Origin of the sequence: Methermicoccus shengliensis DSM 18856, from assembly GCF_000711905.1 — an archaeon.
GTDB lineage: Archaea > Halobacteriota > Methanosarcinia > DSM-18856 > Methermicoccaceae > Methermicoccus > Methermicoccus shengliensis.
On the sequence record NZ_JONQ01000008.1, the window covers coordinates 147,131 to 164,120 of the forward strand.

General features: G+C 56.8%; 29 protein-coding genes. 2 read left to right on the top strand and 27 right to left on the bottom strand.

What is annotated here, in order from left to right:
• The first annotated feature begins 3 nt into the window (after nt 1–3).
• A complete protein-coding gene (locus tag BP07_RS02970; RefSeq protein WP_042685401.1) occupies nt 4–1,404 on the top strand; it encodes a V-type ATP synthase subunit B in 1,401 nt (466 codons plus the stop codon).
• 6 nt (nt 1,405–1,410) lie between these two features.
• Nucleotides 1,411–2,064 carry a V-type ATP synthase subunit D gene (locus tag BP07_RS02975; RefSeq protein ID WP_042685903.1) on the top strand — a complete coding sequence of 218 codons (654 nt, stop codon included), beginning with the start codon at nt 1,411–1,413 and terminating at the stop codon, nt 2,062–2,064.
• Nucleotides 2,065–2,318: 254 nt separating this feature from the next.
• On the opposite strand, the gene BP07_RS02980 is transcribed toward BP07_RS02975, so the two are convergent.
• The 27 genes from BP07_RS02980 to rpl4p are packed head-to-tail and all read right to left on the bottom strand — an operon-like array spanning nt 2,319 to nt 16,989.
• Complete coding sequence (locus BP07_RS02980) at nt 2,319–3,287, bottom strand: RNA-guided pseudouridylation complex pseudouridine synthase subunit Cbf5 (protein WP_042685402.1); 969 nt, start codon at nt 3,285–3,287, stop codon at nt 2,319–2,321.
• 2 nt (nt 3,288–3,289) lie between these two features.
• Nucleotides 3,290–3,820: a (d)CMP kinase gene (cmk, locus tag BP07_RS02985; protein ID WP_042685405.1), complete on the bottom strand. Its 531-nt coding sequence runs from the start codon at nt 3,818–3,820 to the stop codon at nt 3,290–3,292.
• Complete coding sequence (locus BP07_RS02990; RefSeq protein WP_052353195.1) at nt 3,821–4,447, bottom strand: DUF106 domain-containing protein; 627 nt, start codon at nt 4,445–4,447, stop codon at nt 3,821–3,823.
• Nucleotide 4,448: 1 nt separating this feature from the next.
• A complete protein-coding gene (locus BP07_RS02995; RefSeq protein ID WP_042685406.1) occupies nt 4,449–5,099 on the bottom strand; it encodes an adenylate kinase in 651 nt (216 codons plus the stop codon).
• Nucleotides 5,096–6,571, bottom strand: coding sequence for a preprotein translocase subunit SecY (gene secY / locus BP07_RS03000; RefSeq protein WP_084174075.1), 1,476 nt, complete (start codon nt 6,569–6,571; stop codon nt 5,096–5,098). The genes BP07_RS02995 and secY overlap by 4 nt, the downstream gene beginning before the upstream one ends.
• A gap of 15 nt (nt 6,572–6,586) precedes the next feature.
• On the bottom strand, nt 6,587–7,021 hold the full coding sequence (locus BP07_RS03005; protein WP_052353229.1) for an uL15m family ribosomal protein: 435 nt from the start codon (nt 7,019–7,021) through the stop codon (nt 6,587–6,589).
• A gap of 5 nt (nt 7,022–7,026) precedes the next feature.
• Nucleotides 7,027–7,488 carry a 50S ribosomal protein L30 gene (locus BP07_RS03010; protein WP_042685410.1) on the bottom strand — a complete coding sequence of 154 codons (462 nt, stop codon included), beginning with the start codon at nt 7,486–7,488 and terminating at the stop codon, nt 7,027–7,029.
• Nucleotides 7,488–8,177, bottom strand: a complete 690-nt coding sequence (locus BP07_RS03015; RefSeq protein ID WP_052353196.1) for a 30S ribosomal protein S5 — start codon at nt 8,175–8,177, stop codon at nt 7,488–7,490. The genes BP07_RS03010 and BP07_RS03015 overlap by 1 nt, the downstream gene beginning before the upstream one ends.
• Nucleotides 8,174–8,701, bottom strand: a complete 528-nt coding sequence (locus tag BP07_RS03020; protein WP_042685413.1) for a 50S ribosomal protein L18 — start codon at nt 8,699–8,701, stop codon at nt 8,174–8,176. The genes BP07_RS03015 and BP07_RS03020 overlap by 4 nt, the downstream gene beginning before the upstream one ends.
• Before the next feature lies 1 nt (nt 8,702).
• Complete coding sequence (locus BP07_RS03025) at nt 8,703–9,158, bottom strand: 50S ribosomal protein L19e (RefSeq protein WP_042685417.1); 456 nt, start codon at nt 9,156–9,158, stop codon at nt 8,703–8,705.
• Complete coding sequence (locus BP07_RS03030) at nt 9,151–9,570, bottom strand: 50S ribosomal protein L32e (protein WP_052353197.1); 420 nt, start codon at nt 9,568–9,570, stop codon at nt 9,151–9,153. The genes BP07_RS03025 and BP07_RS03030 overlap by 8 nt, the downstream gene beginning before the upstream one ends.
• 1 nt (nt 9,571) lies before the next feature.
• Complete coding sequence (locus tag BP07_RS03035; protein WP_042685420.1) at nt 9,572–10,105, bottom strand: 50S ribosomal protein L6; 534 nt, start codon at nt 10,103–10,105, stop codon at nt 9,572–9,574.
• A 10-nt stretch (nt 10,106–10,115) separates the two neighbouring features.
• Nucleotides 10,116–10,508, bottom strand: a complete 393-nt coding sequence (locus BP07_RS03040) for a 30S ribosomal protein S8 (protein ID WP_042685424.1) — start codon at nt 10,506–10,508, stop codon at nt 10,116–10,118.
• 10 nt (nt 10,509–10,518) lie between these two features.
• Entirely contained in the window at nt 10,519–10,668 is a 150-nt protein-coding gene (locus BP07_RS03045; protein WP_042685426.1) for a 30S ribosomal protein S14, read from the bottom strand.
• Nucleotides 10,669–11,166, bottom strand: a complete 498-nt coding sequence (locus tag BP07_RS03050) for a 50S ribosomal protein L5 (protein WP_084174098.1) — start codon at nt 11,164–11,166, stop codon at nt 10,669–10,671.
• A 14-nt stretch (nt 11,167–11,180) separates the two neighbouring features.
• Nucleotides 11,181–11,903, bottom strand: a complete 723-nt coding sequence (locus BP07_RS03055; RefSeq protein ID WP_042685431.1) for a 30S ribosomal protein S4e — start codon at nt 11,901–11,903, stop codon at nt 11,181–11,183.
• On the bottom strand, nt 11,900–12,250 hold the full coding sequence (gene rplX / locus BP07_RS03060; protein ID WP_394296286.1) for a 50S ribosomal protein L24: 351 nt from the start codon (nt 12,248–12,250) through the stop codon (nt 11,900–11,902). The genes BP07_RS03055 and rplX overlap by 4 nt, the downstream gene beginning before the upstream one ends.
• Before the next feature lie 9 nt (nt 12,251–12,259).
• Nucleotides 12,260–12,658, bottom strand: a complete 399-nt coding sequence (rpl14p, locus tag BP07_RS03065) for a 50S ribosomal protein L14 (RefSeq protein ID WP_042685919.1) — start codon at nt 12,656–12,658, stop codon at nt 12,260–12,262.
• Nucleotides 12,658–12,978 (bottom strand): 30S ribosomal protein S17, encoded by a 321-nt coding sequence (locus BP07_RS03070; protein ID WP_042685922.1) that lies wholly within the window; start codon nt 12,976–12,978, stop codon nt 12,658–12,660. Before BP07_RS03070 ends, rpl14p begins: the two co-directional genes overlap by 1 nt.
• 5 nt (nt 12,979–12,983) lie before the next feature.
• The gene (gene rnp1 / locus BP07_RS03075) at nt 12,984–13,256 is read right to left on the bottom strand and encodes a ribonuclease P protein component 1 (RefSeq protein WP_042685434.1); all 273 of its coding nucleotides are present in this window, start codon (nt 13,254–13,256) and stop codon (nt 12,984–12,986) included.
• Complete coding sequence (gene rpmC / locus BP07_RS03080; RefSeq protein ID WP_042685435.1) at nt 13,253–13,456, bottom strand: 50S ribosomal protein L29; 204 nt, start codon at nt 13,454–13,456, stop codon at nt 13,253–13,255. The genes rnp1 and rpmC overlap by 4 nt, the downstream gene beginning before the upstream one ends.
• Nucleotides 13,456–14,346 carry a 30S ribosomal protein S3 gene (locus BP07_RS03085; RefSeq protein ID WP_042685439.1) on the bottom strand — a complete coding sequence of 297 codons (891 nt, stop codon included), beginning with the start codon at nt 14,344–14,346 and terminating at the stop codon, nt 13,456–13,458. The genes rpmC and BP07_RS03085 overlap by 1 nt, the downstream gene beginning before the upstream one ends.
• Nucleotides 14,347–14,348: 2 nt before the next feature.
• Nucleotides 14,349–14,801, bottom strand: coding sequence for a 50S ribosomal protein L22 (locus BP07_RS03090; RefSeq protein WP_042685442.1), 453 nt, complete (start codon nt 14,799–14,801; stop codon nt 14,349–14,351).
• Nucleotides 14,802–14,810: 9 nt separating this feature from the next.
• Nucleotides 14,811–15,257, bottom strand: a complete 447-nt coding sequence (locus BP07_RS03095) for a 30S ribosomal protein S19 (RefSeq protein ID WP_042685445.1) — start codon at nt 15,255–15,257, stop codon at nt 14,811–14,813.
• Between the two features lie 11 nt (nt 15,258–15,268).
• Nucleotides 15,269–15,982 carry a 50S ribosomal protein L2 gene (locus BP07_RS03100; protein ID WP_042685448.1) on the bottom strand — a complete coding sequence of 238 codons (714 nt, stop codon included), beginning with the start codon at nt 15,980–15,982 and terminating at the stop codon, nt 15,269–15,271.
• Nucleotides 15,983–15,991: 9 nt separating this feature from the next.
• The gene (locus BP07_RS03105) at nt 15,992–16,240 is read right to left on the bottom strand and encodes a 50S ribosomal protein L23 (protein ID WP_042685450.1); all 249 of its coding nucleotides are present in this window, start codon (nt 16,238–16,240) and stop codon (nt 15,992–15,994) included.
• Nucleotides 16,234–16,989 carry a 50S ribosomal protein L4 gene (gene rpl4p / locus BP07_RS03110; protein WP_052353198.1) on the bottom strand — a complete coding sequence of 252 codons (756 nt, stop codon included), beginning with the start codon at nt 16,987–16,989 and terminating at the stop codon, nt 16,234–16,236. The genes BP07_RS03105 and rpl4p overlap by 7 nt, the downstream gene beginning before the upstream one ends.
• Nucleotide 16,990 lies beyond the last annotated feature (1 nt).

The following is a 16,990-nucleotide window of genomic DNA, read 5'->3' on the forward strand; positions in this document are numbered from 1 at the left end:
AAGATGGCACTGAAGGAGTACGAGACTGTAAGAAACGTCGAGGGGCCTCTTATCTTCGTAGAGGGCGTGGAGGGCGTTGGCTATGGTGAGATGGTGGAGGTCACCATGCCCTCTGGTGAGAAAGTGAAGGGGCAGGTGCTCGAGACCAGCAAGGGAATGGCAGTGGTGCAGATATTCGGAGACACCACTGGCCTTGGCACGAAGAGCACGAGGGTGAGGTTTCTGGGGGAGACCGCACGGCTCGGCGTATCTGATGAGATGCTCGGAAGGGTGTTCTCTGGCCTTGGAGAGCCAAGGGACAAGGGACCTGCCATCGTCGCCAAGGAGAAGGTCGAGATCATCGGGATGGCAATTAACCCCTACACCCGAAGGCCCCCTGCTGAGTTCATTCAGACTGGTATCTCCACCATCGATGGCATGAACACCCTTGTGAGGGGGCAGAAGCTTCCCATATTCTCTGCTGCGGGGCTTCCCCACAATGAGATGGCGGTGCAGATTGCGCGACAGGCAAAGGTGCTGAAGGAGGAGGAGGCGTTTGCCGTCGTGTTCGCCGCCATGGGCATCACTCACGAGGAGGCACAGTTCTTCATCAAGGACTTCGAGAGGACGGGAGCGCTCGAGAGAGCCGTGCTGTTCCTGAACCTCGCAGATGACCCCTCAATGGAGAGACTGATTGCTCCGAGAATGGCGCTCACAATGGCCGAGTACCTCGCCTTCGAAGAGGACATGCAGGTGCTCGTGATTCTCACCGACATGACCAACTACTGCGAGGCACTGCGAGAGATAGCCTCTGCGAGGGGCGAGGTGCCGGGAAGACGTGGATATCCTGGATACATGTACACCGACCTCTCGTCAATATACGAGAGAGCTGGATGCATCCAGGGCAAGAAGGGCACCATCACCCAGCTCCCAATTCTCTCCATGCCAGGAGACGATATCACACACCCCATTCCAGACCTCACTGGCTACATCACCGAGGGCCAGATCGTGATTTCCAGAGAGCTTCACAGGAAGGGGATATACCCACCAGTGGACGTTTTGCCCTCGCTCTCGAGGCTCATGAACTCTGGCCTCGGAGCGGGCAAGACAAGAGAGGACCACAGGGGCGTCGCCGACCAGCTGTATGCCTCGTATGCAGAGGGTCGAGATGTGAGGAATCTCGCTGCCGTGGTGGGTGTGGAAGCACTCACAGAGAGCGACAAGAAGTACCTCCAGTTCGCAGATGAGTATGAGAAGCGGTTTGTCACACAGGGTAGGTACGAGAACAGGGATATCGAGCAGACCCTCGACCTTGGATGGGAGCTGCTGTCCATCCTGCCAGAGAGCGAGCTGAAGAGAATAAAGCTCGACCACATCGAAAAGTATGGCAGGCCAGTGTGGGAAAAGATGAAGCAGCAGGCGTGAGTGAGCATGGCTGTAAGTGGGGAAAGAATAAAGCCAACGAGGATGGAGCTGATAAAGCTCAAGCAGCGTATCAAGCTCGCTAAAGAGGGGCACAAGCTGCTCAAGCAGAAGCGAGATGCACTCATCCTCGAGTTCTTCAGAATACTCAGGGAAGCCGGAGACCTTCAGGGAGAACTGTACAAGCAGCTGAACGCAGCCTACAGGGCGCTCGCCTCTGCTGAGATTCAGCACGGCGCGCTCGCCCTCGAGAGCATTGCCCTCGCCGTTGATGCCATCGACAAAAAGGGTCTGAGGGTGAGCAGCAAGAACATCATGGGCGTCAAGGTGCCAGAGGTGAGCGAGCTCGATGTTATCAAGAGCCTGCTCACGAGGGAGAGCAGCGTGCTCGAGGGCTCTGCCAAGATAGACGAGGTGATGAAGCACTTCGAGAGAGCGCTCGACCTCGTGCTGCAGATAGCCGAGAAGGAGACCGCCATCAGACGCCTGCTTCGGGACATCGAGAAGACCAAGAGAAGGGTGAACGCCATCGAGTTCATCCTCATCCCTCGCTCTGAGGAGCAGATGGCGTACATCTCCATGAGACTGGACGAAATCGAGAGGGAAAGCTTCTTCGCCTTAAAGCGCATAAAGAAGGTCAAGGAGGAGGCAGGTGAGGGTTAGCATTAGGACCAGAGTGCTAATCGTGAAGTGGTTCTGGCTGATAATGCTCACGGTACACCTTTCCATCTTCTTTCTCGTTCTATGGTGGTTCCTTGGGCGATGATGCACCCTCTTTTCAGTCGGAAGCAACGCAAAAACTTGGGGGAATTGCAAGTTAACTTTTTGATGCAGCTATTGCAGGGGCTGCGGTCACCCAAGCTCATGTCCTAAGGACTACACACCGTTTGACGGTGAGTGGTTGACTCCTCGATGCCCTATGCCCTAGATGTCCATCCCTTAGGATACGTGCCAGGTGGCATGAGCACGCGCCTTGGTGTGGCAACGATTCCCCCCTCTGCCTCGTATGCAGACGTGGCATCCATCTGAGCGTCTGCAAGCGCCACCACCTCGCCCTTGAGGGTGTACACCGCCACGAGGTCACCCATTTTCATCGAGGCATCCACCGAAACCACACCTGGTGCTGCGAGCGATGCCCCTCTGCACAGGGCATCTACTGCACTGTCTCGCACATATATCGCGGGCAGGTGGGTGAGAGCCTCCTCCACCGGACGCACCACTCTTCTCAGCTCAGAATCGTCTCCCTCCTCATACGCCACATAGGCGTCCTTCAGCTGATGGAGCGTGAACAACGCCTTTTCTGAGAACTGCCCACTCCTTGTGCGCCTCAGCTCCCTCATGTGGGCACCAAAGCCCAGCACCTCTCCTATATCAAAGCACAGCTTTCTGATATAGGTGCCAGCCTCACATCCCACCTTGAACAGTACCCTCCTGTCTTCGTGCTCTATCAGGCTGATGTGGTGTATGGTGCGCACCCTGAGCTGACGCTTGACGGCACTCTTCATAGGAGGCATCTGATATATCTCGCCCGTGAACTCCTCCAGCACCTGCTCAACCACAGATGTGGGTACAGAGCTGTGGAGCTCCATGAGACACACGTACTCCTTGTCGATTCTCGAGAGTGCGAGGGCAGCCCTCGTGGCATTTCCCAGCAGTATGGGCTGCACACCACTCACATGGGGGTCGAGGGTTCCCACGTGCCCAGCCCTCTCGATGTGCAGTATATCCCTGACCCAGGCAGACACCTCGTGGCTCGTGGGACCTGCCGGCTTGTCTATGTTCACCACGCCCATCCGCAGGTACTCCTCCATCGGTCGTGCCACTGGGCGGCACCCATACGCTGGGTCGCTCTCGGCCCTCATCCTGTGAAGTAACTTTCTCTCCATGCTCACCTTCCGGAAGACAGCTGAGCAATGCAGCACAGCACGATTTCCGCAAGCTGCTCGGGGTTAAACGTATGGGAGTCGAGCACGACATCATATGGGCTAAGGTCATGAAGGTCTATGCCGTAGTACTTCATGTACCGTGTGTGCTCGCTCTTCTCCCGCTCGAGCATCACCGAGAGTGCCCGCTCTACCTCGATTCCCTCTCTCTGGGCAACCCTCATGGCTCTAACCTCTGCTGGCGCCTTCAGCCACACCTTAAGGTCGGCGATGGCAAAGTGTGCAGCCAGCCTTGCCTCGAAGATTCCACTATCCATCTCCCGTGAAGCTCTACGCATCCTCTCATCTATCTCTCTGTCCACCTCTGGCGTCCTCTCACACAGCTCTCCAAACTGAGAGAGTGAGAGCCCCCTCTCATTCGCCATCTCTCTGAACAGCTCACCAGAGGACACCATGGGAATGCCGAGCCTCTCTGAGAGCAGCCTTGCGAGGGTGGTGGTGCCGCTTCCGGGAAGCCCGCCTATTGCGAGCCTCAACTACCTCCCTCCAACATCTATCGCCTTTCTGATCACCTGGCTTATCATGAGCGAGCACAGCACGTACCACACAATCCAGTACTGAAGAAAGCCCATAATGCCCTGAGAGAGCGACCTCTCTCCCAGCACGGGCAAAACCATAGTGTAGGGGGCGGCATTCACCTGAAGATATAACCAGTAGAATATGGGCAGGGTGACCACTGTGATGTACATCATGGGCTTGAACTGCTGCCTCATGATCTGCCCCTGCTCTGCCATCATCTGGGCACGCTCCTGCTCGAGCTTTGCAAGCTTCTGCTTGTTTCCTGCCTTCTGAGCTTCCATGTACTCCCGCTGAAATTTCCGCATCTTGTCCTGTATCCTGTGCATGAGGGTCCAGTCCATGGTGTACTTCTGTATGAGCGAGGAATACAGACCCGTGATCACAGCGAGCACGAAAATCACCATGTCCATTGGCAGCATGGCCGTGAGGGGTGAGAGCACTCCGCCCACAATGCTGCCCACAGTGTCTCGAAAGTCTGTGCCCAACAGCACTGCACCGAGCATCAGAAACAGGCCGAGGGCAATGAGGCCTCTGTCCACACCCTTTGCCACCCCAGCATACATCTGCTGTCTCTTTTTCTTCATACTACTTGCCTCCAGGCAGCAAGCCCAAGAGCCTGCCGAATATCTCATCGATTGAGCCAGTGCCATCCACAGTCCTCATCAAACCCCGCCTCGTATAGTACTCGAGCAGGGGCTTGGTCTTTCGCTTGTACACTGCGATGCGGTTGAGTACCGCTTCTTCCGTGTCATCCTCTCGCTGATAGAGCTGCCCACCGCACACATCGCACACGCCGGGCTGCTTTGGGGGGTTGAAAACCACATGATAGCTCGCACCACATTGCCTGCACACTCTCCTTCCAGAAAGCCTCCTCACAATCTCCTCATCTGGAACCTCGAGGTCGAACACAGCATCCAGCTCAATGCCCATCTCACCGAGCATGCGATCGAGCGCCTCAGCCTGTGGAATTGTTCTGGGATAGCCATCGAGGATGAAACCATGCTCACAATCGCTCTCTTCAAGCCGCACCCTCACCATACCATTTATGATGTCGTCTGGCACGAGCTCTCCCCTGTCCATGTAGCTCCTGGCAGCCCTGCCAAGCTCTGTGCGCTGCTCGATGTTTTCCCGAAGCATATCCCCTGTGGAGATGTGAGGCACGCCCAGATGCTCTGAAAGCCTCTTTGCCTGTGTGCCTTTTCCAGCCCCAGGGGCTCCAAACATCACGAGCCTCATTTCTCCCTCCCAAAGAACTGTCTGAGCATGGGGTGCATCTCCATCATCTGCTCAGAGGCTATGTCCTCGTACAGTCGATACACAATGGACACCGTGAGCAGCAGCCCCGTGCCTCCCACGCCTCCCAGCGTGCCCAGCATGCTCGCACCCAGTGTGAGCACACCTATGGTGGCTCCACCCAGCACAGTCACCTTCGGGATGTACCGTCTCATCACCCTCTCGATGGAGCCAATGCTGCGTCTGTAGCCCGGAATCTGCATTCCAGACATGTGGATGTTCTGAGCCACATTCTTCGCGCCCATTCCCGTTGTCTCCACCCAGAATATGGAGAATATTATGCCTCCGACCACGAGCAGGAAGGCATCCACGCCGAGCCTCAGCGCAATCTGGCCAACCGTCTCGTTGTGCACCACCAACGATGGAATCCAGTCGCTCGGACCATGGATGGGGTTGAGGTAGTACATTATGGAGCCCGGTACAGGATACGAGCCCCCTCCGGGCGTGAGCACATACTCTCCAAGCACGTTGATGCCCCTCGATGAGAGCACCGTGCCGAACAGCTGGATGTTGGCCTGCAGTGCCCTCACCAGAATCATGGGCAGCACGCTGGCGTATATCAGCTTCACAGGGAACCTTCCCCTGGCCCCCCTGACGGCCGCATGGGCAAGGGGAATCTCGATGCGGGTGCTCTCTGCGAACACCACGAACAGGAAGATTGCCACCGTGGATATGAGGGCGAGCAGATGGGTGGTGACCAGCACCTCTATCAGGGTGGAGTTGGCAACAAACTCACCAAAGTCATGCTGCAGCAGATATATCCACCTTGGGATGAGCCCAGCGGGCAGTCCCTCCACCATCTGCCAGTTGAGCAGTCCCGTAATGATGCCCTGAGAGACGCCAGCCACGATGAACAGACCCACGCCAGAGCCTATACCCCACTTGGACACCACCTCATCCATGTAGAGAATGAGCAGTGCCCCTATGAATATCTGGATGAACAGAATCATGGAGAGCGTGCCCAGCGAGATGCCGAGCGTGCTCGCAAGGGCAGGGTCCGGAGCGATGTACCCAGCCAGCACCTGTGGCAGACCCTCTACCACTATCATCAGTATTACGAGCGCCTTCTGAAGCCCCTGAAACACGGCTTGATCGAGAGGCTGACTCAGGTCCAGCTTGAGCACGCCCGCGCCCACAAGCAGCTGAAGCACGATGGAGCCCGTGACGATTGGCCCAATTCCGAGCAGTATGATGGTGCCCGAGGCTCCTGCAAAGAACGCCCTGTAGCTCTCGAACAGGTCTATTGACTGTGGTGAGAGGCCAAACAGGGGGATGTTGGCGAGCACGAAATAGAGGATGAGAATGCCCGCCGTCCAGTACATCTTCTGCTTGAAATGCACGTGTCCCTCGGGACGCCTGACAGCTGGCAGCTTGCTGAATATCTCCACGAGCCGCAGCTTGGTCTGCTCATCCAACCAGCCTTCCCCCTCTCACTCCTCAAACACTGCCCTACCACCTGCTGCCTCTATCTTCTCGATGGCGGAGGCAGAGAACTCCCGTGCCACCACAACCATTGGGGTGCTCATTCTTCCAGAGCCCAGCACCTTGTCGAACCCGAGTGAACCAACGTTCACCCTTACGGGCTCTTCCTCTGTGTTCACCACATGGGAGGGTGCACCAGTAGCCATGAGGGCATGCACGAGCTGCTCGAGCTCCCCCACATTAATCGTGTGGGTGGGTCTCGACACCGCCATGGGGCGCTTAAATCCATGCTTCCCCCTTCTCATGCCCGCGAGGAGGTTCTTCACGAAGTGATGCTTGTTATCTCCTGCGCCGCCTCTTCCACCTCTGTTGCCAGCACCCCTGCGGTTCTTATGGGTGCCACCGCCACACGTTCTCGTGCCCCTGAACTTCTTGATCTGCATTGCCATCACCTCATCCTGTGAAGCAGCTCGGCAATAGCCTTTCCATGATAGCCGAGCTCCCCACCCTGCTGATACGTCCTCTTGATGCCCCTGTGTCCCTTGCGGGGTGGGTGAAGGCGCAGCACGGGCTTCAGGTTGGGAACATCCTTCAGTCTGATCTCATCTGCGGAGAGCTTCTCTGCGAGCTCCCTGATGGAAGAGAAAGGTGTGTGCTCCCTCAGATACTCATCGGTGAGCCTCCTGCCCCCGACGAGCTCACCCCTGTGAGTGAGCAGCTCCTCGATAATGTCTGCATCCACCTCACCGTATGCCACGTAGTCCTTCACCACCTGAAGCATTCCCCTGTAGTGGGGAGTGTCCTGCACCAGCGTGCAGTGGTTGTTCCTCGTGAGGTTGAGTAACTTGAGAGTGGTCCTGATGTCTGGCTTGGTCTTTATGGTGCTTCTGAGCCTAACCACTGCGTACATCACTCCTCACCCTCTCTCACGCCCACATGTATCCTGTCTGGGGTTTTCATTAAATTGACCTTGCGAAGTGCGTCGAATGTGGCCTTGGCAAAGTTGATGGTGGTCCTCGTCTCCCCAGTGGTGCGCGTCCACACGTCTTTGATGCCCGCCATCTCGAGAACCTTGCGTGCAGTGGGAGCGGCGGCTATTCCAAGCCCCTGAGGAGCGGGAAGCAGCTTTACCCTCACACTGCCGCACTTACCCACCACATCGAACGGGACCGAGTGCTCTGTTCCACATGCACACTCCCACGAGCCACAGCCCCTCTTTACCTTGATGAGGTTGAGCTTGGCGTTCTCTATGCCCTTCCTGATGGCTGGACCCACCTGCACATCCTTGCCATGGCCCACGCCCACGTAGCCATCCGAGTTTCCCACCACCACGGTCACCCTGAACTTCACGCGTCTTCCAGAGTCGGTCATCCTCTGGACCATGTTCACCTCGAGGACCTCATCGGCAAGCCCTGGCAGCAGCATGTCCACAATCTCTGGCTCCCGCAGGGGAAGCCCAGAGAGCAGCGCATCGTCAATGCTCGCAATCTCTCCAGAGGCAACCAGCCTGCCGAGCCTTGTCCTTGGCTTCCACTCTGATAGGTCAATCTCCTCTGCACCGGGACCTCTGGCTCTCCTGCCACCCCTGATACCACTCATCGACCATCACCGTACTCCTTCAATATATTCTGTTTTACGGTCTCGACCACCGAGGGCACGTCCACCCCACGATAGTCCCGTATGTGCTCGCCCCTGAGCCTCGTCTCATCTGGGAACATCTCTTCATCGCAGGGCACGTGCAGACCAGCATCCAGTGCTCCCTTCACGGCAGCGTACACCTTTCCACCCTTTGTGGAGGTGGCAAGCCCTATGTCGAGCACCGCCTCCTCATATCCTGCCTCAAGAGCCCTGTATCCAAACAGCAGCCCTGTGAGATAGGCGGCTGGAACGCTCTTAAATGGAGGCTCAGCCCCATACCTCCTGAGCATGCGCGCACTGCATGTGAGCACAGTGCGATCACCCTCTCGGGAGAACTCCACGAGCTGGATGAGCACATCCCTGTTGCTCTTTCTGACCACCATCCTTGGCTTGTTGGAAAGCAGCAGGGCGAGCCTCTTTCTGTAGTTCGTCCTGCCCTCCCTTCTCCTCCTGAACGGAACTCTATATCCCGGTCCTGTGGCCATATCACTCACTCCGCTCAGCGATGTGCGTCTCTATATATGTTCTGAGATGGGCAGTGCTCCTGAACTCCCCACCCTTTGACTTTCTGTACAGCATGCGGTATTCAGACCTCGTAAGCTTTCCACTGTCTCTGAGCTCTGAGAGCAGCCGTCTCTGGGCCCTTATACGCTTTATCCACTGCTCCTTGCGGGGAGCTCTCGCGCCCTTCGCACCCTTTCTCGAGCCAGGCCCCTTCCGGTGTCCATACGCCCGCTTTGCAGCAAGAGCTCTTGCCCTCACCCTGCTGATGCCCTGCACTGGCTTTCTTTTGATTATTCCTTTCTCTATGAGCTCGCGCACATCCTGCCTGGTGATTGCCTTGGAGACCTCTTCAGCCTCCTCGGGGTCTATCCATACCCTGCCCTCGCCCACACCAAGCAGGCTTGCAGCCATCCTCTTTTGCACTCTGAGGTCAGTCATTGTCCTCACCTGCCTCCCCTTCTACTGGCTCCTCAACGGGATTCAACACCCTTATTCCAAGCTCGGCTGCCCTTCTCTGTATCTCAAGTCTCTTCTTGCGCCCCACCCCTCCAGCGATTCGAACGGCCTGTGTGCTCCCATCCACGGAATCGAGCATGGATGGGTTGTGCACGAGCACCTCCTGCACCCCAGAGGGATGATAGCCCCTCACAATGCGTGGCGAGCCAAAGCCAACGCGCACAACCCTTCCCTTTGCTCTTATGTGCTGTCTCAGCTTGTTGTGCAGCCCTCTGGGCCTTCTCCAAGCGCTGGAGAGCTTTGCCTTGGTGCGCCATCCGTACCTTCTGAACTTGGGCTTGCTCGCCTTCTGTCGCCTGCGGATGTTGAGCATTCTCTCTACAGTGTCGCTCATGTCATTCACCCTTCGCCACGATGTATACTCCGTCCTGAAACACCCTCGGGTCGAGCCGCTTGATGCGTGTCGCCTGCTCGATGTTGGCGGCTGTCTGGCCAACATCCTCCTTGTTTATCCCGCTCACAATCACACGATCTCCCGAAATCTCCACATTGGTGTCCCCGACGATTGAGGCATATCTTGGGCTTCGCTCACCAAGGAAGTTCTGGATTACCACCCTGCCCTCCTCCACAGAGAGCTGGATTGGGAAGTGGGAGAACACGACCTTGAGCTCGTACCTGTATCCCTCACGCACTCCCTTGATCATGTTCTGGATGTGGGATGCGAACGTGCCCACCATCGCCTTGTAGATGCGCCTTGGGACGCGGGTGTCCACCACCACCTCATCCTGCTGAACATCCACCACGATGTTGGGATATGTGAACTCCCTCGTGAGGGTTCCAAGCTCCCCGCTCACAGTGAGCACATTGCCTTCCTTTTTCACCATCACTCCCTCTGGGATGGGTATGGTCTTTCTTATCTCCTTGCCCATGAGCCTCACCTCAGTACACGTATGCCAGCAGCTGACCTCCTGTCCCCATCTCTCGTGCCTCGTAATGCGAGAGCACGCCCTTGGGGGTGGTTAGTATCAGCACTCCAAACCCCCTTGCTGGCAGAAACCTTGCCTCCCACTTCTCAAACTCGGTGAGCCTCACAGAAAACCTGGGCTTGATGACACCACACGTGTTTATCTTGCCCCTGAGCTTGACATGAAACTCTCCGGCTTTGCCATCATCTATGAACTCGAACTCCTCGATGTATCCGTACTCCCTCATCACCCTGAGCACGCTGCCAATCAGTTTGGACGCGGGCTTGAGCGTGCATGAGAGTTTTCCAACAGCCTCGGCATTCTTTATGGCAGAAAGGGCATCTGCCAGCGGATCATTGAGAGACATCACACTCACCTCAGTACTTCTCGAACTCCATCTTGTTGGCAATCTCCCTGAAGCACTGTCTGCAAAGGTAGATGCCATACTTTCTCACGAGCCCTTGCTTTCTACCACATCGCCTGCACTCGTGAGCACCTCTTCCAAAGCTCCTCTTCGTCTGCACCAATCACACCACCTCCACACCGAAGGCGTCCCTCATGAACTGCATCGCCTCCTCCCTCGTCACCCTATGATGGGCACCGAGCCTTGCCCTCTGCCTTCTTCTTCTGGCCACCCTGTATCCGCGCCTTGCGATGCACACCGTGACGTCCATTCCATATATGCCTATGTTAGGGTCATATGCCATTCCCGGAAAGTCTGTGTGCTCCTCTATGCCAAAGGAGAAGTTCCCATTCTCGTCAAAGCTCGCCCCTGGAATCTGTCTGTCCACGATGTCGAGAGCGTGTGTGAGAAAGTCCACCGCCCGCTTGCCCCTTAAGGTCACTCTGGCAGCAATGGGCTCCCTCTTTTTTATGCCAAAGCTCGGCAATGTCTTTTTTGCCTTGGAGCGCACTGGCTTCTGGCCCGATATCTGCTCGAGGATGCTTTCTCCATTGACAAGGGCCTGCCCACTCTCGCCCACACACATGTGCACCACGACCTTGTCCACCACGAGCGCCCTCATGGGATTCTCAGCCATCACGCCACCTCCTCTAACGTCTCTGGAATGCTTATGGCTGGCTCCTCCCTGCCCAGAGCAAACACGTAGTCCACCACAGTCTCCACAACCTCACCACGCACCTCGAGAGTCACGGTGTTCTTGGTGGGGCGCTTGAACACGTGGATGTCCTTCACCTTGGCGAGTTCGCCAGCGTGCTTACCCTCCACAACGTATCCGAGGGTGCCCTTCCTGAACGGAACATGCTCGATGATACTCTTGTCTGGAAGGCTCAGCACGAGAGAGTCTCCTGGCCTGATGCCCTCGTCCTCCACGAGGATGTTGGTACCATCATGGAGGTTGAGCTGAATCCTGCCACCTCTGAGCATCCTCTTATTCTTAACCTTGTACAGCTTTACGAGGTTTTGCTCCATGTCCTCCACGAGGTAAAGGCGAGCGTGCCTGTCCACCAGCACACGATAGCGCCTCTCGAGCTTGGGGATGGAGAGCACATCGAACACCCCCACCGGGAACTTGGGCTCTCTTCTGACCTTACCGTCCACGAGCACGTTGCCCTCGTTAAGCACCCTCTTTGCCTCCCTCGCGTTGTCCACGAGACCCAGCACATCCCTGAGCACCATGAGCAGTGTTATGCTGGTGTGCTTCGAGTGGGGACCGGGCATGGGCTTGGCTACCCATTTGTGTGCCTTTCTCGGCAGCCTCCAGCTCCTGGGTGCCGAGACCGCCTTCTGATGTCCACTCATGCTCTACCTCCCAACCTCCTCTCATCTGAGAGGTCGAGTTTGGTTATTATCACGTTGGACGGATGGATGGGTCTTGGTACCTCTGTGCCATCCGCCTTGAGCACGCTCACACCATCCACCACGATGGTGATGTTCTTGTAGTCCACTGCCTCCACCTTTGCCTCAGTGCCCTTAAAGTCGCCCCTGAGCACCCTCACTGTATCGCCCACCCGCACGGGCACGCTTCTCCTCCCATACTCCTTTCTGAGCTCCTCGCTGAGATGAGCAGAGAGGAACTTCCTTCTCGTGTGATGGGGGGCTCTTGCCCTGAACTTTCTCTGCTTGGAAGGCTTGCTTGACCTGATCATGATGACTCCTCACACTATTATGGTAGCTGCCGAGGCGATCTTTCCATACCTTTCGGCAACCTCCTTGGCGACTGGTCCTTTGATCTCGGTGCCCTTGGGGACGCCCGAGTCGTCCGTGATGACGGCAGCGTTGTCCTCAAAGCTGACCATCAGCCCATCTGGCCTCCGGTAGGGCCTTTTCTGCCTGATGATGACCGCCTTCATGATTTGCTTTCGCATCTCTGGGGTGCCCTTCTTCACGCTCACCACACACATGTCGCCTATGCCAGCCTTTGGCATCCTGTTCTTCACACCCCTGTACCTCTTCACGGAGATTATCTGGAGTACCTTGGCTCCCGTGTTATCGGCACACGTGAGCAGCGCGCCAGCATTGAGCGCCCTCGTAATCGTTCCCTTGTGGCTGTACATCATCTCACCTCCACCACCACGAAGCTCTTGGTCTTGCTGAGTGGTCTACACTCCATTATGAGCACTCTGTCCCCCACCTTGGCACCGATGCACGGTGGGTTGTGGGCATGGATTCGGGAACGTCTCTTCTCGTATCGCTCGTACTTCTTCACCCACAGCTCATATTCCCTCTCCACGACCACCGTCTTTTCCATCTTATCCGAGACCACCACCCCTTCGAGCATCTGCCCTCTCACGGAGAGGTGTCCATGAAAGGGACAGTGCTCATCATTGCACTCCTGCTTGGGGGGCTTGACCTCGATTCCTATGTCTTTTGCCATGAACATCATCTCCTATACCGCTTGGATATTCTGTCCTCTGGTCTCCCAACGAGCAGCCTGCCGCTCACCCTCACCCTTGGAGGGAGCTCGAAGACGAAGGTGCACACGTCCTTTGGAACCCTGACCCTTCGCCCAGAGGGCTCCTCTATCACGAGGATGCGCTGGGTCTCGTCCACCACCCTGCCCTCGATTCCCTCAAGGCACGGGTTGGTGCTGTGCTCCACCTTCACCTTGAGCCCCATGAGTTCGTGGCTTGGCAGGTTGCTCGGAGTGATCATGGAATTCCCCTCTCCCTCTTTACTGTGAGGATGCGGGCTATCGTCCGCTTGATGCTCTTGACGCGCCCCGGGTTTTCTGGAGCGCCTCCAGCAGAGCGCTTTGCTCTCTCCGCAATCAACTCTGCCCTCAAGGAGGCAAGCTCGTCATCCAGCTCCTGCTTGGTCATCGTTCGCATCTCAGACACCTTAAGCTCTGGCATCACTGCTCACCTGCCTTCTTGTGTACACGCTCATACGGATGCCAGTACTCGTAGCCCTCGTGCTTGTGCTCGATTCTGCCATCGCGCTCCCGTATCTCCTCACCCGGAAGGGTGGGCTCTGGAAGCTCGATCTTCGGCTCGGACGGCTCCGCTGGCATCTCATCCTCACTCTCCGCAGGCGCCTGTTCTGCACCTGCCTCACCTTCCTCAGAGGCCTCCAGCTCCTCAACAAGGGTGGGCTTTTCGGTCTCAGTCGGTCTCGAGGGCTCCTCCTCCTGCTCGGACGCCTCAGCAGCCGGCTCTACGATGCGAAAGTCGTCTGGAAGCTCCACATCTGGTGGTATGATTCTCACCCTGCACCCTATCACACCCAGCTTCTTCACAGCGATTGAAAAGCCCTCCTGCACGAGGTCCTCTGCAGGCTCGCCAGCGTGCTTTATGTACCCTGCCACAAACTTCTCGGTCCTTGAGCGGGGGCCTGTGAGCTTGCCAGATATCACTATCTCACATCCAAGGGCTCCTGCTTCCATGATGCGCTGCAGCAGGGTGTGCCCAGCCTTCCTGAAGTACCATCCCCTCTCAAGAGTGCTGGCAAGCCGTGTGGCCATCATCTGGGCATTGAGCTCTGGCACCTTCACCTCCTGTACCTCTATCTGGGGATTGTCCATATCGAATCTCGTCTCCAGCTCTGCTGTGAGCTGCTTGATTGTCCTTCCACCCTTGCCGATGATCATCCCGGGCTTCTCGGAGTACACCGTGATGTGCGTGCCCATGGGCGTCCGCTTGACCACCATCCCTCCGTAGCCAGCCCTCTCGAGCCGTCTGGATAGAAACTCGTTGAGCCGTGCCTTGGTGAGCCCTTCCCGCACGAACCTGCTCTCCACTGCCACTCTCACACCTCCACGAGCACCATCTCTATGCTCACCGTCTCCGTATTCTTTGCCGTAGCCCTGCCCAACGCCCTTGGAATGAAGCCATGAATCACCCTTCCACGCTTGGCACATGCATGGGCAATCCTCATCCTCTCTGGGTTAAGCCCCTTATAGCGGGCATTGTTCTCTGCATTTTCGAGCAGCTTCAGGAACTCTCGGGCACACTTCTGGGGGAACCTTCCGGGACCAATCTTCCCCCTTCGATGCCCCACGCCCTTCACGTGCCACCTGTACGGTATCGCCCTTTTCATCGCCACCACGTCCTCCAGAAGCTGCCTCGCCTCCTTGGGGCTCATGCCCCTTATGGCACGGGCAACCTCTCTGGAGCTCTTGGGTGAGATGTGTAGCTCATATCGCATTGCCTTGGCACTGCGCTGTGGGTCAAACTCCCTCGTGTACTGTATCCTTGCCATCATCACACCTCACTTCAGTGGCACGAATCTGCTCGACCTTGTGGCACCAACGCCCGCACTTCCATGCACCACCCTCTTTCTGGTCAGGGCAAACTCCCCAAGGTAGTGACCCAGCATCTCTGGAGTGATGTCCACCCTGTGGTACGCCTTGATCTCGCTTTCCGACTTCGTCTGTGGTCTTCCGCCGTTGTGCACATATATCGTGGTGCCTATCATCTCCGGGATGATTATCATATCCCTTCGGTGGGTCCTGATCTCACGCTTGCCCTTTCTAATCTTCTCGAGCACCTTCTTCGACTCCTCTGAGAGCCCCCTCAAGAGGCTTCGCCTCTGCCTTGCGGGAAGGAGCTGTGCAAACTCCTCGAGGCTCATCTCCTTAAGCTGAGAGACCGTGTATCCACGGTATGTGAATTCACCCTTTCGCTTTGGTATCTTGGCAGCACTCTTTTTTGCCATCCACTCACCTCTTACCTCTTGCCCGTTCTTCTCGCCGCTATGGAGCCCACCTTTCTTCCGGGCGGGGCGCCCCTTGCAACCGTCTTTGGTCTTCCCGTGTGCTGATGCCCTCCACCACCAAACGGATGGTCTATGACATTCATTGCCACACCCCTCACCCTTGGCCAGTTGGACGCAGTGTTCCTCATCTTGTGGTACTTCTTTCCAGCCTTCACGATGGGCTTGTCAAGCCTTCCTCCACCAGCGACCACGCCGATTGTGGCACGGCACTTGGGGTTGAACCACTTTATCGTACCACTCGGCATCTGAACACCCGTTCTCTCTGCCTCATGGGCAACCACGATTCCGTACGTGCCAGAGGCCCGTATGAACTTCCCACCATCGTTGGGTCTTGCCTCCACGTTGCACACGGGCAGCCCCTCTGGTATTGCATGGAGCGGTAGAGTGCTTCCCACCTTGATGTCGGCATCTCTGCCATATGCCATCTCATCGCCCACGGCAATGCCCTCTGGCACCACCACATACTGCTCTGCTCCATCCTCAAACCGAAGCTTTGCGATTGGCGCCGACCGGGCTGGGTCGTGCTCTATCGCCACCACGGTGCCCTTCACAGTCTCCTCCGGAGCGTGCCTTCTGTGCCTTAGGGCAGCCTTGTATCTGTGGGAGGGCACACGGTAGTTGGGTCCTCCCCTTCCTCTGTTCTGTGAGATTATCCTATGACCCATACAACCACCTCAGAACACACCTATCCTCGAGGCAATCTCGTGGGCAGCGTCGCTCTGCTCAAACGTTATGATAGCCTTCTTCTTCCCATCTGGCGTGACCATTGTGTTCACCGCCTTCACTTTGAACTCATACATGCTCTCAATGGCACGCTTGATGTCCTGCTTGGTTGCCCTCACGTCCACAATCATCTGAAGCTTGCCCTGCTCCTCGAGCAGAATCGTTGCCTTCTCGGACACGAACGGATATCCAATCACCATAGCCACTCCTCCAGCATGCTCAGGGCGCCCTTTGTCCACACTGTGAGCCTTCCAGCGTGTGTACCGGGAGCAAGATACTCCACGTTGAGCCCCCTTGCATCAACCACATCCACCCCAGGAAGGTTACGGGCTGCACGCTCTATGCTCGCCCGTGAGGGTGTCACTATGAGCACGCTCTTTGGTACCTTGTATCGCCTTCCTCTCATCTTTCCCTTTCCAGCCCGTATGGATATTCCAAGTTTGGCACGCTCAACGTCCTCGTAAACTCCCATCTTTGAGAGCAGGGCCACCACATCCTTGGTGTGGGCAATCTCCCCTATGGAGTCCTCGTACACGAGGGGGAGTGTGCAGCTGAACCTGTGGCCACGCGCCGCAACCAGCTCTGGGCTGGCAGTAGCCGCTATGGCAGAGCGCATGGCAAGCCTCCTCTCCTTCTTGTTCACCTTCTCAGAGTAATCTGCATATGGCTTTGGGGGGTGTGCCTTCCTTCCTCCCTTCGCCTGCGGAACTATCGCAGCCCTCGAGCTGTTCACCAGCCTTGGGACTCTGGACACGCCCCTGCCAGGACCCCAAGACCTTGCTGAGCTTTCCATGCCAGCATAGAGCCTGGGCCCATAGGGCTGCAGTCTGTTCGCCTGTGCAGCGAGCACTGCCCGCTTTATCACATCTGGACGGTATGGCACATCGAACAGACTGACCTCCATCTCGTCCACCTTCACTCCATCGGCACCGACTACTGAAACATGCATT

Bases quoted from the DNA above. Each gene is read 5' to 3' on its own strand.
- BP07_RS03010 (WP_042685410.1), bottom strand. From the start codon at position 7,488: ATGTACGCAGTGGTTAGGCTCAGAAGCACCATAAAGACCAAGCCAGAC.
- BP07_RS02990 (WP_052353195.1), bottom strand. From the start codon at position 4,447: ATGAAGAAAAAGAGACAGCAGATGTATGCTGGGGTGGCAAAGGGTGTG.
- rnp1 (WP_042685434.1), bottom strand. From the start codon at position 13,256: ATGATCACTCCGAGCAACCTGCCAAGCCACGAACTCATGGGGCTCAAG.
- BP07_RS03055 (WP_042685431.1), bottom strand. From the start codon at position 11,903: ATGAGTGGACATCAGAAGGCGGTCTCGGCACCCAGGAGCTGGAGGCTG.
- BP07_RS03090 (WP_042685442.1), bottom strand. From the start codon at position 14,801: ATGGCAAGGATACAGTACACGAGGGAGTTTGACCCACAGCGCAGTGCC.
- BP07_RS02970 (WP_042685401.1), top strand. From the start codon at position 4: ATGGCACTGAAGGAGTACGAGACTGTAAGAAACGTCGAGGGGCCTCTT.
- BP07_RS03035 (WP_042685420.1), bottom strand. From the start codon at position 10,105: ATGGGCAAGGAGATAAGAAAGACCATACCCATCCCAGAGGGAGTGATG.
- BP07_RS03025 (WP_042685417.1), bottom strand. From the start codon at position 9,158: ATGACTGACCTCAGAGTGCAAAAGAGGATGGCTGCAAGCCTGCTTGGT.
- rpmC (WP_042685435.1), bottom strand. From the start codon at position 13,456: ATGCCAGAGCTTAAGGTGTCTGAGATGCGAACGATGACCAAGCAGGAG.
- BP07_RS02975 (WP_042685903.1), top strand. From the start codon at position 1,411: ATGGCTGTAAGTGGGGAAAGAATAAAGCCAACGAGGATGGAGCTGATA.
- BP07_RS03005 (WP_052353229.1), bottom strand. From the start codon at position 7,021: ATGCAGATCAAGAAGTTCAGGGGCACGAGAACGTGTGGCGGTGGCACC.
- BP07_RS03040 (WP_042685424.1), bottom strand. From the start codon at position 10,508: ATGTCTCTCAATGATCCGCTGGCAGATGCCCTTTCTGCCATAAAGAAT.
- BP07_RS02995 (WP_042685406.1), bottom strand. From the start codon at position 5,099: ATGAGGCTCGTGATGTTTGGAGCCCCTGGGGCTGGAAAAGGCACACAG.
- BP07_RS03105 (WP_042685450.1), bottom strand. From the start codon at position 16,240: ATGGTGATTGGATATCCGTTCGTGTCCGAGAAGGCAACGATTCTGCTC.
- BP07_RS03095 (WP_042685445.1), bottom strand. From the start codon at position 15,257: ATGGCAAAAAAGAGTGCTGCCAAGATACCAAAGCGAAAGGGTGAATTC.
- BP07_RS03050 (WP_084174098.1), bottom strand. From the start codon at position 11,166: ATGAGGGCGCTCGTGGTGGACAAGGTCGTGGTGCACATGTGTGTGGGC.
- BP07_RS03070 (WP_042685922.1), bottom strand. From the start codon at position 12,978: ATGGCAAAAGACATAGGAATCGAGGTCAAGCCCCCCAAGCAGGAGTGC.
- BP07_RS03030 (WP_052353197.1), bottom strand. From the start codon at position 9,570: ATGAGCGACACTGTAGAGAGAATGCTCAACATCCGCAGGCGACAGAAG.
- rpl14p (WP_042685919.1), bottom strand. From the start codon at position 12,658: ATGTACAGCCACAAGGGAACGATTACGAGGGCGCTCAATGCTGGCGCG.
- BP07_RS02980 (WP_042685402.1), bottom strand. From the start codon at position 3,287: ATGGAGAGAAAGTTACTTCACAGGATGAGGGCCGAGAGCGACCCAGCG.
- rpl4p (WP_052353198.1), bottom strand. From the start codon at position 16,989: ATGCATGTTTCAGTAGTCGGTGCCGATGGAGTGAAGGTGGACGAGATG.
- BP07_RS03100 (WP_042685448.1), bottom strand. From the start codon at position 15,982: ATGGGTCATAGGATAATCTCACAGAACAGAGGAAGGGGAGGACCCAAC.
- BP07_RS03020 (WP_042685413.1), bottom strand. From the start codon at position 8,701: ATGGCCACAGGACCGGGATATAGAGTTCCGTTCAGGAGGAGAAGGGAG.
- BP07_RS03015 (WP_052353196.1), bottom strand. From the start codon at position 8,177: ATGAGTGGTATCAGGGGTGGCAGGAGAGCCAGAGGTCCCGGTGCAGAG.
- rplX (WP_394296286.1), bottom strand. From the start codon at position 12,250: ATGATCAGGTCAAGCAAGCCTTCCAAGCAGAGAAAGTTCAGGGCAAGA.